A 12245-nucleotide genomic window follows, 5' to 3' on the forward strand; every position below is an offset into this window, starting at 1 on the left:
TGGGGCAGTGTGCCCCTTTTATTATACAGAAAATGGCGTCGACAGATTTCTCTATCAACACCAAATATCATAGAACCTAATTAAGCAATCGTGTTTGAAACGGGTAACTACCAGTGATGGTGGCGCCCGTTTTTTTGTGCGATTTGGAGAGTGTGGCCTGAGTTAAATCGGTTACATGAAGAAGGTAATATTAATTTAATTGTAAATGGTTTATCCTATTTACTTTAATTTTTGACTCTGCTATCTTAGGAGTAACTAATAATTGGGAGACAGTAGGGGGAAATAGGCGTGACAAATGCGGATTTTTCAGCGCTGGTGAGTTACTTGGGGCAGCATTTACAGCACGAGCGGCAACGGCAGGGCATCAGTCTGGCACAAGTGGCAACAGGTCTGTGTCCAATCGGGCAAGTGAAGGCTATCGAGGGTGGACTGACGATTCCGGCACCAGAACTGTTGACAAGCCTCTGTCGGCGACTAAAGCTCCCACTGCAGCAACTGACCCAGACAGGGTACGTCATGCGCCGCCAGCTGGCTTTTAGCCAACGGGTGGAGACGCTAGCTCGGCGTCAGCAGCCCGTTAAGTTAATGACGTACTTGGATAACCGCGACCGCTTAGCCACGTTACGGACGGATCGGGATCTTCAGGTCTACTATTACTACTATGGCTGCAGTGTCTTTCAGGCGACTGGGGATACGCGGCGAGCGAGTCAGTATTTTCAAACGACCTTGACGTTGATGACCCCCCAGCATCCGCGGTGCTATCAGTCCTTGGAATTGGTAACACTGGCAACGCAAAATTATATCGAAATGTTGGCTGGCCGAACGGATGATGCAGGGTTCACCTTGGCCGTGAAAATGATTCGTGAGGACCGGGTACTCGATAGCCATGCGGGTATCAGCACCATTTATTACCTGTACGCCGCGACCCTGTTTCGGCGAGGGCAAGCTAATTTGGCCGGTCAGATTCTCCAGGAGGGGGTCAAGTGGGCAGTCCAACACCAGACGTCTGCCCGGTTAGCGGATGATTTCGGTTTGTTAGCCACCCATGCTGCCGCCGTTAAAAGCGTGTCCAGCTAAAATAAATAAAAAAGTTGTCCCAATAAAAAAATATTCGCGGTCGTTTTGCGGAGTTAACTATATAGCGTAGGCAATACCCCGTCGGTCGGCCCCGATTTGCTTAAGTTTTAGATATATGCTATACTACTAGCTTGTGAGTATCTGGCTTACGCTAGTGTCTCTCCTTGCTTCCGCATTGCAGCGGGGGCCTGAAGTCCATAAGGAGGTGTAACATTCATGGAATCTACTAAATACGAAATCACCTACATCATTCGTCCAGACCTTGACGATGCCGCTAAGACCGCACTGGTTGAACGCTTCGACAAGTTACTGACTGACAACGGTGCAGAATTGATCAACTCGAAAGACTGGTCAAAGCGTCGGTTCGCATACGAAATTGGTGGCTTTAACGAAGGTATCTATCACGTTATCACGTTAAACGCTTCTGATGACGAAGCTTTAAACGAATTCGACCGTTTAGCTAAGATCAATGACAGCATCTTACGTCATATGATCGTTAAGCGCGAAGACTAATTTAAACTTAAATTTGAGAGGAGTTATTCAGCAATGATCAACCGAGTAGTACTTACTGGCCGACTGACACGGGATGTTGACTTACGCTACACCCAAGGCGGTGCTGCTGTTGCCACATTTACGCTGGCCGTTGATCGGCGGTTCACCAACAAAACTGGTGAACGAGAAGCTGATTTCGTAAGTTGCGTCATCTGGCGCAAGTCTGCGGAAAACTTTGCGAACTTCTTCCACAAGGGTTCCCTTGTCGGAATTGAAGGACGCATCCAGACCCGGAATTACGAAAATCAACAAGGCCAACGTGTTTACGTGACCGAAGTTGTTGTCGAGGACTTTTCATTCCTCGAACCACGTTCTCGCAACGCGAACAACAATGAGGGCGGTAACTACAATGGCGGCTCTATGAATAATAATGCTCCTCAAAATCAGAATCAAAATGCCAATCCGTTTACGAGCGGGAACCCGACGGCAACCCCGTCAGCTCCTGATCAAAACATGAATTCCAATCCGGCTGGTAACCAGGGTAATTCTGGAAACCAAGGAAATGCTGGGAATAATAACGCAGCTGATCCGTTCGCCAACACTGGGGATTCAATTGACATTTCCGATGATGATTTACCGTTCTAATTTCTAAATCACGAGGAGGGAAATATCCTATGGCAGGACAACGTCGTGGCGGCCGTCGCCGTCGTAAGGTTGACTTTATTGCAGCCAACCACATCGAATACATTGATTACAAAGACACTGACTTATTACGTCGGTTTATCTCCGAACGAGGCAAGATCTTACCTCGTCGGGTTACTGGCACGAGTGCCAAGAATCAACGTAAGTTAACCATCGCTATCAAGCGTTCACGGATTATGGGCTTAATGCCTTTCGTCAGTGAAGAAGGTTAATTCTAAATTAACGGGAGCCAATCACAGAAATGTGGTTGGTTCTTTTTTTGACCAATCTTTAGAAAAGCCTGATGTCGTTAGCCCCCGCGGCGGTTATCGCTGTGAATGGTTTTTATGTGATTTAATTTACAAGATTGTTTGGTAGCGTAGGTCCATGAGAAGGCCGTATACTGAGGCCACGATATTAATCGAAGGCCAAGATTAAATCGCCGGCTCGAGCCAGGTGCGACTGTCCCTGATTTTTTCGTTTGGTAAATAAGCGTGTACCCCCCTTGCGTACGCATAGAAACATTTTGTCCGTTTCGGCTAGCCACGTACCGTTAAGTTTTAGCAGTCACAACCACTTAATGACCTAGATCTTGAGCCACGGCATTACTTGGTTGCTTGGTTGTTGGCACTTCCTTTACCAGGTTAGCTTAATTAAGTCAGTGCCTAAACCTTTTCATTGAAAGCGATTACAATGAAGCTATTCTTACTATATGGAGGTATTACCGATGATTACAGCATTCGCAAGTCCATCTACTTACGTCCAAGGCGACCAATTGCTCAAGCAAGCGGCACGCTACATTGCACCATTTGGCGATCATGGGTTACTGCTGGCAGACGACATTGTGTGGGGCCTGATTGGCAAGGAATTCTACGAAGACTTAACGACGGACGGCTTGAAAATCGAGCATATTCATTTCAACGGTGAAAGTTCACCCGAAGAAATCGATCGGATCAAGGCAATCGGTGAGGAAAAGGATGCCAAGTTTGTGATTGCACTGGGTGGTGGAAAGACCAACGATACGACTAAAGCCGTTGGCGACCAACTTCACGTTCCGGTAGTTATCGTCCCGACGTTGGCGTCCAATGACTCACCATGTACTCGACTGAGTGTCATTTACTCGGCTAACGGGGAGTTCCTGAAGTACCAGTTCTACGACAAGAACCCCGATTTAGTCTTAGTTGATTCTTCCGTCATTGCTGGTGCACCGGTACGGTTCCTGATCGATGGGATCGCCGACGCGTTATCGACCAACGTGGAGGCGCAGACCGTTGCGCGGGCGCGGGCGACAACGTTATTGCCGTTGCAGACTGACCAGACTGCGGCTGGGATTGCCTTAGCTGAAAAATGCGAAGAGCTCCTGTTCACCTACACGGACCAAGCCGTCGCAGCGGCGGCCGATCACGTTGTTACGCCAGCACTCTCACATATCATTGAAGCCAACATCCTACTGAGTGGCGTTGGGGCAGAAAGTTCCGGACTAGCCGCAGCACATAGTTTTCAAAATGGGCTGACGGCATTGTCCGGTGACGTCCATCACATGTCTCACGGGCAAAAGGTTTCGTTTGGGACGTTGGTCAACCTGATCTTAGAGGGGGCGAGCGACGAACGCTTTGCACGCTACCTGAACTTCGAAGCCAAGCTGGGTCTGCCAACCACTTTAGCGGACCTGCACTTGGCCGATGCTACGGATGAGGATTTACTGAAGGTTGCCACGTTGACCACCCAAGAGGGCGAAACCATCCACAACATGGGCTTCCCAGTAACGCCTCGCGATGTGGTCGCAGCCATCAAAGCAGCAGATAGTCTGTCACGACGAATTCAAGGGTTAGATTAAATCGCGCGACAAAGAACGCTGCGGCCGGTGAGGGTCGGAGCGCTCTTTGTTAACTTTGAAAACAATGTTTCACGTGAAACAACAAGTCACCACTTTCGTCGCGGTCGCGGCCAATGAGGAGCAATGGCCCAGCGTGCAGCTTCTTCGGCAATGCTCAGTGAAACGATAAGACTGAAAACACTGGCGATGATCATGAATGGCCCACTCCCCAGTAGAAGGTCAATGAAATAATTTAACACGTAGAACGTGACGCCAAAAGCCACAATGAAAGCAGTTAGCCAGACGATAATTTTTTTGAAGTTCACAAGATTCTCTCCCATACATGCTGGTCTCAGTTTACAGGGACCGCAGCGGTAACGTCAAGGAAAGGTCTGCTTACACAATTTTATTTATTAAAGGTGGAAGAATTGCTACACTGGAGCTAATCAAAAGTTGAGGAGATGTTTTACCATGCAATCCCGTTTGATTCCCAGTTTTTCGTTCACCAGCGCTAAGGAAGCCTTGGCGTATTACCAAGATGTGTTCGGGGCCAGTGATGTCTACCGGTTTAGTCCATCGGCGGAGCAGGCGCAACAGTTCGGTCTGCCCACGGATGCTGACCTTGAAAGGATGACCATTCACGCCGGTTTTAGCATCTTGGGTATGAGTTTTCAATGTGCCGATGCCTTTCGCGGCGCGCCCACGCCGTCGAATCAGGTCGATATGATTCTCGATATCAACGGCGATGATCCGGTAAGCGTTCAGGCGGCCGAGGACTTTTACGACCACCTAAAAGCGTCCGGTAAGGTCACCATTGATATGCCATTTGCGCCCCAGTTCTGGGGCGGTAAGATGGGACATTTCACTGACCAGTATGGGATTGCTTGGATGCTACACGTGATGCCATGGAGCCAGATTCAAGAGCCAACTGCGAAATAATGAAAAAATGAATAGATTAGCCTTATCAACCCCAGCAAACGAACCAGCTTGCTGGGGTTGATTTGGTTATGTTATAATTAATCTAATTATTTTTTAATTATATTATAATCTGAAAAGAGGAAACAAGTTGCGTAAATTTTTCGCCTTCGCCAAACGCCAAACGGTTTTACTTCTTCTACTAATTCCGGTCGCCGCTTTTATCGAAATTTCTGTGGCGACGTTGTTGCAGCTTATCACGGACACGGCTAGTGGGAAGGGGCAACTGAGTTATGGGCACCTACTCTTATTGGTCGCGGGTTACGTGGTAATCGACGCGTTCTTCTACTTTTGGAGTGCCTACGCGAAGGCCAAGTGGCAGAACACCATCAGTACCGGGGTCCGGTCGAGCCTGCTAAAGACGTATCTGACGACGACGGACCTGGCCGTTCCCGCTGCTAATGGGCAGGACAGTCGGTTTAATCAGCTGACCAATAACTTAACTATTTTTCAGGATGATTACTTGCGGTCGACCATCAATATTTATGCTGAGCTGTGTCAGTTCGTGATTGCCATCGGGATGTCGCTGTTTATCCAGCCACTACTGTGCTTAGTGGTTATAGCGCTTTGTTTGCCGGGATTATTGATTCCATTGCTGAACCAACACCTGTTAAAAACGTCTAAGAACCGGGTAATCAAGGCTTCAGCAACTTACACGCAGACCCTCCAAAATATTCTGGGCGGTTTGCGGACGATTCAGCTATTCAACGTCAATGGCCTGATGCGCCAACTGTTTGACCGGTCGAATCAAACGTGGCTTCAGGCACAAAATAACGACCAGCGTAATCGTAAGGTCATCAGTGGTTTGGCACAATTTCTCGATAACTTTTTGTACCTGGGAACTTGGGTCGGCGGTATTTATTTTGTGATGCACGGCCATATTTCGTTGGGGCAATTGGTGGCGTTCTCCCAGTTGATGATTTTTATTGCCGAGCCGTTGCAGATGGCCTCGGACCTGATCACGGATTTTGTCGGTGGCAATCAGGTCGCTAAGAAACTCCGTCCAAGTCTGTACGTGCCTAAAAATGTGCGGAAACAGCCAATCAGTCATCTGCGCACGTTAACGTATCAGAAGGTTAGCGTTACCCGAGGGCAACAGGCTATTTTAAAGGATATTTCGCTAACAATGGCCGCTGATCGGCACTATTTAATTGTCGGCAAGACTGGTAGTGGTAAATCAACGTTACTCAATTTGCCGTTGCGTAATCAGTCTGGTTATCAGGGCACGTTACGCGTCAACGACCAACCACAGGCCACGGTAGACTTGCCGAGTTTACGGATGCGAGTGGGCGTGGCCGAACAGGATGGGTATATTTTTACCGGCACGTTGGGGGAGAATCTGAGCCTGTTTCGGACCGAGTTCACGGCCGAACAATTGTATACCGCTTTGAAACGGGCCCAACTCCCGAAATATGCGACGACAGCGGGGCTAGCGAAGCCTTTGACGACTACCGGCGGCCAGCTTTCGGGTGGTGAGGTCAAACGGCTCTTGATTGCGCGAACGTTGCTCCAACCAGTCGATTTCCATTTGTTCGATGAGCCGGCAAGTGGGTTGGACCCGCAGACGGCGACCGCAATTGAACGACTGCTGATGACGATTACTGGCGGTTGGGCAACCATTACCCACCGGTATAACGCGGAGCTATTTGCGTTTGCCGACGAAATCATTGTGGTTGATGCTGGTCGGGTCGTGGCGCGGGGTGTTGCTAGGGATAGTGTGATTCAGGCCCAGCTGAAGCGGTTGAATTTAACGCGTGATTAAGGATTAGGCAATCAAGGCTAGTCCTTTTTGCTTTTGGAGAAGCAAATATTGACCACGTTCTGAATAGAGCTGGATTAATGTGGCTGACACGTACCAAAAAACAGTTGGCCAGTGTATTGATTGTCATGAAAATTAGCGAGGCGTAGTCAGTCCACGATAGCGAGATCAGATGTAGATCCATCTAGATGGTAAATTGGTTAGAGGCTCCGGCTAGTTACATAACCTTAATATGTTCAAAGGAAGAAGTCAGGTATACTAAAGATAAATTAGGGGGGCTTATAATGAAGAAAGTAGCACAGGGGTTATTAATGATTGGCGTGGCACTTAGTGGGGTGGGTGTCTTGGCGACTAGCCAACCAGCCCAAGCTAAAAGCTATGCCAAGGTGACGAAATATGGCACCAATCACAAGGAGTCATCCACGTATTTCTCCTTTACGGGCAAATATGCCCTTTACACCAAGCCAGGGACAATCAAGGGTGCAAAGTTAGTTAAGAGTAAACAGCAACTTCTGACACTGAACGCGGCCAAGACGGGTGAAAAGACCTTTATGTGGCGGCGCAAGGCAACGACTAATCGTGGTGCGGTGTACTACAAGGTCGAAACCTTCGACCACAGCATCAAGGGTTGGATCTATGCGGGGAAGACGAAGCAACCTAGCTCAGGGATGATCTATTATAAACACACAGAAAAGGACCCGGCCGGCGGGGTGCAATTCTTCTCCTCGTTGGCGGATAGCGCGTTGACGACCGAAGAAAAGACGCACCTTTACCGCTTAACGACGCCAGGGACTGTAGATGATGGGACGCAACTCTTCTATTCAATTCCGGACTGGGCAGGCTTTGATGGCAAGTCCCAACCCAACAAGAAGAGTACGGTGGTGAATAAGAACGATGTCTTTGCCATTGATAATGCCAAGACCCGTGTTCGCGAAGGGGACCGGTGGGTCGTGGCGTACGATGTTAATCGTCGAGGAGTTGGTGGTTATATCAAAGAAAGCGGCCTGACAGCAATTCCAACGCCTAAGGCTAGCGAAGGCGTGACGATTAATTATCGTGATACCCAGACCGATAAATTACTCAGCTCATTTATTTTGCCGATATTAACGGGGGGCAAGACGACCTCAATTGTGAATATTAATAACTTCCAAATGCCAGCGGGCTATGCGAATGACACAGAAAATGTGTCATCAAAGGTTAAACTCGGCTTTGCCAATCAAACGACGACGAATGTCAAAGTGGGCAGTCAGTTGAACTATTACGTTATCAAGTAATTCGGGACAAAACGGGTAGAAATTATAGAATATGCGCGAACTGAACAGGTGAGAGTGGAACACAACTCAAAAAGTTGCTCCTTTCAGAATTATTAGATTCTGAAAGGAGCAACTTTTGTTTTACGCCACTATGGTACCGAAACGTGGGACACCAGGCAGCTTGTTGCGCTTAACCCGATAGCGAGAATTAAGCCAGGATCAAGGATAATCCCTGCTATCACGTTAATACACGCAAACTAACCGTCTTGTATCCCACTTTCGTTTATTTTTGTCAGACGCTGGTTACTGTGCATAACGCTGAATCACGGCTACTAACGTTTCAGCGGCGTTAGGTAGACCAACGTGATCGTTGTAATAGCTGGCAAACCGGCCATCGTCCACGTACATCTGAGCCAAGCCTTGATGGGCCGCGGTTGTGTAATTGTTCCACGTGAAACATAACCATTGGCGGTGGAGTTGGTAGACTTCCTTTGCCGTCGAACTGGTCAAGTCGCCACTTGCCGCGACCTTTTTGAGGGCGATAAACAAGCGCTTTTCTATCTCTTGCATGGCTTGATAGTCGGCTTCACGCAACCTACCAAAGCGGTGTTCGCTGGCCGCCACGGTTTCTTGACCGTACAACTGGCGGGCTTCCGCGCCAAATTCGCGGTCATTTTCGGTGAGCTGTTGCCGTTTAAATGCAGCAAATTTTTCTGAATCGGTCATCTGGGGACCTCCTTTGCGGGCCGCCAATGTGCGGTCCAATGTTTGCAGCAAGTTGGTCAGGTGATCACGTTGCGCGGCCAATTCCGCACGTTGTTGGGTTAAGGCGGCCGTTTGGTCAATCGATGATTTGGTCAGTAACGACTGAATTTCTGCTAGACTAAAGCCGAACGTTTGGAAGTAACGAATCAGTTGTAACCGATCGACAACTGCTGGTGAATATTCCCGGTAACCATTATCCGGATTACGACTAGCGGGCAACAGCCCAATTTGATCATAGTAGCGTAACGTCCGCGGGCTGACACCGGCAAGTTGCGCGAGTGCTTGAATGCTGTAGGCCACGAGGACCACCTCCTGTCTTGCTTAAAATCTACTATACGGGTTGCCGTAGCGTCAAGGTCAAGGATAAAATCCGGCCACACTTAAATCTGCAATCAGGCCCGTCATAGCGGGCTTTTATCCGGGAGACAAGTTTTGTGATTACCCCGGAGTGTGATAAAATAGGGGTATTATTTGTAAGTTGCGGCTGGTGCTTTTTCCTGGTCCGCACAAATTTTCCAGACGAATCAGATGAGGAGAAAAATGAATAAATTATTTTCGCGAGCTAACGTGCCTGAATTCTTACAGAACCGGCGCTTGCGGGGCATTGCTGGGATGACGGCATTACTTGCCATCTTGGGAATCGTCCTGTCATTTTTGCTCAATTGGATCTTCGGCATCGTGATTTTGATCCTAGTGGGGATTTCAACGCTGGTGACGTTTAATACCATGGCCGAAATCGGTGCCGACACGACGCAGTACATTTCCGACCTGTCGTTTCGGATTCAACAGGGTGAGCAAGAGGCGCTGATCCGTATGCCGCCTGGTGTGATGATCCTGGGAGACAACAATCAGATTGAGTGGGTGAATCCTTACCTCCAGAAATATTTTGGTGATCAGGATATCTTGAACCGGACCATCGCAACAGTCGCTCCAGACTTGGCGAAGTTGATTGACGCCGCCGAGCCCAAGACGATGACGACGGTTCGTTGGCAAGATTACCGCTTCACACTGTATGTCCAACCGGATTTTCATGCCATTTACCTCTATGACATCACGCACTACGAGTTGATTCAAGAGCAATATGACGACGAAAAAATTGCGATCGGCCAAGTCTTCTTGGATAACTACGATGAAATTACGCAGTCAATGACCGATCAAGATATTTCGAACCTGCGAAATTACGTCACCAATGAGCTCTCGGCGTGGGTTCAGCAGTTTGACATGTACTTAAAGCAACTGGACGATGATCACTACTTCATTCTGGCCTACGCCAAGTCGCTAGCCGCCATTGAGGCCGATAAATTTAAGATTCTGGATACCATTCGGGAAAGTACGTCGAAGCAAAACTTCCCGTTGACCCTGAGTATCGGAATTGCATATGGTGATCCGAACTTAAACAAGCTGGCTGACCAGGCGCAAAGCAACCTCGACCTTGCCCTCGGCCGGGGTGGGGATCAAGTTGTTGTGAAGGCCGCTGACCAGGAAGCCCGCTACTATGGCGGGAAGACCAATCCGATGGAAAAACGGACGCGGGTGCGGGCTCGGATGATTTCACAAGCCCTCCAAGAGCTGATGAACGAGTCCGACCAAATCTTCGTTCAGGGCCATTCACAACCCGACATGGATTCCCTGGGAGCTTGTCTGGGGATTCGCCGGATTGCACAAATGAACCAAAAGACCTGTTGGATTGTGCTGGATAAGGAAACTGTTCACTCCGATGTTCAACGGTTGCTGGACAACTTGAAGGCCTATCCCGAAATCGATGCCGCAATCATTTCGCCGGAAGAGGCGTTGGAAAAGGCCACTGACCAGAGCATGTTGCTGATGGTCGACCATTCCAAACCGTCGATTTCGATTTCCGCCGAGCTCTACCATCGTATGGAAAACCGGGTCATGATCATTGATCATCACCGGCGAGGGGAAGAGTTCCCTGAAAATCCACTGCTGGTCTACATCGAACCGTACGCTAGTTCGACGTGTGAATTGATTACCGAGATGTTTGAGTACCAGTCACAAGAGAGTGAACCCATCAATAAGCTGGAAGCAACGGCGATGTTGACTGGAATCTTCGTCGACACGAAGCACTTCTCGTTGCGGACCGGGACGCGGACGTTTGACGCTGCCAGTTATTTGCGGTCTGCCGGTGCCGATGCCGTCAAGATGCAGCAATACATGAAGGAAAATGTTGACAGTTACCTGCAACGGAATCATTTGATTGAGATGGTCGAGTTCGTCAATGAGGACATGGCCATCGTTGCTGGTGAAGAGGATCAGACTTATGATCCCGTCACTGCGGCCCAAGCGGCGGATGATTTGCTCAACATGTCCGGTGTTGATGCCTCATTTGTCATCACGCGCAGAGCGGATGGTCGCGTTGGTATTTCCGCCCGGTCACTGGGTGAAATCAATGTGCAGCTGACCATGGAAGCCATGGGCGGTGGTGGTCACCTGTCCAACGCCGCGACGCAGATTGCCGACAAGACGGTAACTGAGGTCAAGCAACAGTTGCTGGACATTTTGAACAAGTCGGACGAACCGGAACCGGTGACAAGTTAGGGATAATTAGGGTGCAACGACGTATGCCATTTTAAATCTGTGCGTCAGTTAAGCGGGACTGTCAGGGGAGGCAATACCGCAGCTTGTGATCTGAATGATGCGCGCAAAATCACGCTCACAACGAGCCACCCGGTTGTGACCGACTGGTAAGGCGAAATGGCGATAGCAATTTCGCCCCACAATGATTAATTGCTTCTTACCAGTAGGTAGCGTAGGATTAATTTAGAAATGAAATTAGAGGAGTGACCGCCATGAAAGTCATTTTTATCAAAGATGTTCGCGGGAAAGGTAAGCGCGGGGAAATTAAAAACGTTCCCGACGGCTATGCCCAAAACTTTTTGATCAAGCGGGGGCTGGCTAAGGAAGCCAACCAATCCGCCATGAGTCAGTTATCCGCAGAACGCAAAGCTGAACAACGGCGTGAAGCCGAAGATTTGGCCGAAGCAAAAGAATTGCAAAAGCACTTGGAAGACAAGAAAACGGTTGTTGAAATCGTGGCTAAGGCTGGGGAAGACGACCGGTTATTCGGTTCCATTCCTAGCAAGCAAATCGTCCAGGCCTTAGATAAGCAGTTCGACCTAAAAATCGACAAGCGTAAAGTCGACTTACCAGAACCCATCCGGACGCTTGGGTTCACCAACGTTCCAGTTAAATTACACAGTGATGTGATCGCCAAGATTCGGGTTCACGTGGCTGCTAAGCAAAAATAAAGTTTTAAGCAGAGTCAGTTGTCTTTTGTCCCACGTTTCAGCCAAGTAAATTTGAAGATACCAAAAGAGTCTGGGGGTTGTCCCAGGCTTTTTTTCGTCTTCACAATAGCGGAGTGGATTGATTCCCTCGTGCTGCGAAGTAGTGTATGCTTCAGTGTAAT

At 48.9% G+C, this 12245-nt stretch carries 12 protein-coding genes; 10 read left to right on the forward strand and 2 right to left on the reverse strand.

Going from position 1 to position 12245, the window contains the following annotated elements:
- The first annotated feature begins 288 nt into the window (after nucleotides 1-288).
- From EKM89_RS10250 to EKM89_RS10270, 5 genes are all read left to right on the forward strand, one after another.
- Nucleotides 289-1077, forward strand: a complete 789-nt coding sequence (locus tag EKM89_RS10250) for a helix-turn-helix domain-containing protein (RefSeq protein ID WP_164510568.1) — start codon at nucleotides 289-291, stop codon at nucleotides 1075-1077.
- Between the two features lie 216 nt (nucleotides 1078-1293).
- Nucleotides 1294-1590 carry a 30S ribosomal protein S6 gene (gene rpsF, locus EKM89_RS10255; RefSeq protein WP_125688267.1) on the forward strand — a complete coding sequence of 99 codons (297 nt, stop codon included), beginning with the start codon at nucleotides 1294-1296 and terminating at the stop codon, nucleotides 1588-1590.
- Between the two features lie 33 nt (nucleotides 1591-1623).
- Nucleotides 1624-2214: a single-stranded DNA-binding protein gene (ssb, locus tag EKM89_RS10260; RefSeq protein WP_125688269.1), complete on the forward strand. Its 591-nt coding sequence runs from the start codon at nucleotides 1624-1626 to the stop codon at nucleotides 2212-2214.
- A 29-nt stretch (nucleotides 2215-2243) separates the two neighbouring features.
- Nucleotides 2244-2483, forward strand: coding sequence for a 30S ribosomal protein S18 (gene rpsR / locus EKM89_RS10265; RefSeq protein WP_048733694.1), 240 nt, complete (start codon nucleotides 2244-2246; stop codon nucleotides 2481-2483).
- 494 nt (nucleotides 2484-2977) lie between these two features.
- On the forward strand, nucleotides 2978-4087 hold the full coding sequence (locus tag EKM89_RS10270) for a glycerol dehydrogenase (RefSeq protein WP_125688271.1): 1110 nt from the start codon (nucleotides 2978-2980) through the stop codon (nucleotides 4085-4087).
- Between the two features lie 86 nt (nucleotides 4088-4173).
- On the opposite strand, the gene EKM89_RS10275 is transcribed toward EKM89_RS10270, so the two are convergent.
- The gene (locus tag EKM89_RS10275) at nucleotides 4174-4392 is read right to left on the reverse strand and encodes a hypothetical protein (protein ID WP_125688273.1); all 219 of its coding nucleotides are present in this window, start codon (nucleotides 4390-4392) and stop codon (nucleotides 4174-4176) included.
- A 145-nt stretch (nucleotides 4393-4537) separates the two neighbouring features.
- On the opposite strand from EKM89_RS10275, the gene EKM89_RS10280 reads away from it, so the two are divergent.
- From EKM89_RS10280 to EKM89_RS10290, 3 genes are all read left to right on the forward strand, one after another.
- Complete coding sequence (locus tag EKM89_RS10280; RefSeq protein ID WP_125688275.1) at nucleotides 4538-5005, forward strand: VOC family protein; 468 nt, start codon at nucleotides 4538-4540, stop codon at nucleotides 5003-5005.
- A gap of 127 nt (nucleotides 5006-5132) precedes the next feature.
- Nucleotides 5133-6803, forward strand: a complete 1671-nt coding sequence (locus EKM89_RS10285) for an ATP-binding cassette domain-containing protein (protein ID WP_125688277.1) — start codon at nucleotides 5133-5135, stop codon at nucleotides 6801-6803.
- 281 nt (nucleotides 6804-7084) lie between these two features.
- Nucleotides 7085-8074 carry a hypothetical protein gene (locus tag EKM89_RS10290; RefSeq protein WP_125688279.1) on the forward strand — a complete coding sequence of 330 codons (990 nt, stop codon included), beginning with the start codon at nucleotides 7085-7087 and terminating at the stop codon, nucleotides 8072-8074.
- Nucleotides 8075-8356: 282 nt separating this feature from the next.
- On the opposite strand, the gene EKM89_RS10295 is transcribed toward EKM89_RS10290, so the two are convergent.
- A complete protein-coding gene (locus EKM89_RS10295) occupies nucleotides 8357-9118 on the reverse strand; it encodes a MerR family transcriptional regulator (protein ID WP_164510569.1) in 762 nt (253 codons plus the stop codon).
- A 240-nt stretch (nucleotides 9119-9358) separates the two neighbouring features.
- Between EKM89_RS10295 and EKM89_RS10300 the strand changes: the two genes are divergently transcribed.
- A complete protein-coding gene (locus tag EKM89_RS10300) occupies nucleotides 9359-11374 on the forward strand; it encodes a DHH family phosphoesterase (protein WP_125688283.1) in 2016 nt (671 codons plus the stop codon).
- A 251-nt stretch (nucleotides 11375-11625) separates the two neighbouring features.
- Nucleotides 11626-12084 carry a 50S ribosomal protein L9 gene (gene rplI / locus EKM89_RS10305; protein ID WP_125688285.1) on the forward strand — a complete coding sequence of 153 codons (459 nt, stop codon included), beginning with the start codon at nucleotides 11626-11628 and terminating at the stop codon, nucleotides 12082-12084.
- Nucleotides 12085-12245: the final 161 nt, after the last annotated feature.

Source organism: Levilactobacillus fujinensis (assembly GCF_003946335.1).
In the GTDB taxonomy this organism is placed as follows: Bacteria; Bacillota; Bacilli; order Lactobacillales; family Lactobacillaceae; genus Levilactobacillus; species Levilactobacillus fujinensis.

Bases quoted from the DNA above. Each gene is read 5' to 3' on its own strand.
- rpsF (WP_125688267.1), top strand. From the start codon at position 1,294: ATGGAATCTACTAAATACGAAATCACCTACATCATTCGTCCAGACCTT.
- ssb (WP_125688269.1), top strand. From the start codon at position 1,624: ATGATCAACCGAGTAGTACTTACTGGCCGACTGACACGGGATGTTGAC.
- rpsR (WP_048733694.1), top strand. From the start codon at position 2,244: ATGGCAGGACAACGTCGTGGCGGCCGTCGCCGTCGTAAGGTTGACTTT.
- EKM89_RS10270 (WP_125688271.1), top strand. From the start codon at position 2,978: ATGATTACAGCATTCGCAAGTCCATCTACTTACGTCCAAGGCGACCAA.
- EKM89_RS10280 (WP_125688275.1), top strand. From the start codon at position 4,538: ATGCAATCCCGTTTGATTCCCAGTTTTTCGTTCACCAGCGCTAAGGAA.
- EKM89_RS10290 (WP_125688279.1), top strand. From the start codon at position 7,085: ATGAAGAAAGTAGCACAGGGGTTATTAATGATTGGCGTGGCACTTAGT.
- EKM89_RS10300 (WP_125688283.1), top strand. From the start codon at position 9,359: ATGAATAAATTATTTTCGCGAGCTAACGTGCCTGAATTCTTACAGAAC.
- rplI (WP_125688285.1), top strand. From the start codon at position 11,626: ATGAAAGTCATTTTTATCAAAGATGTTCGCGGGAAAGGTAAGCGCGGG.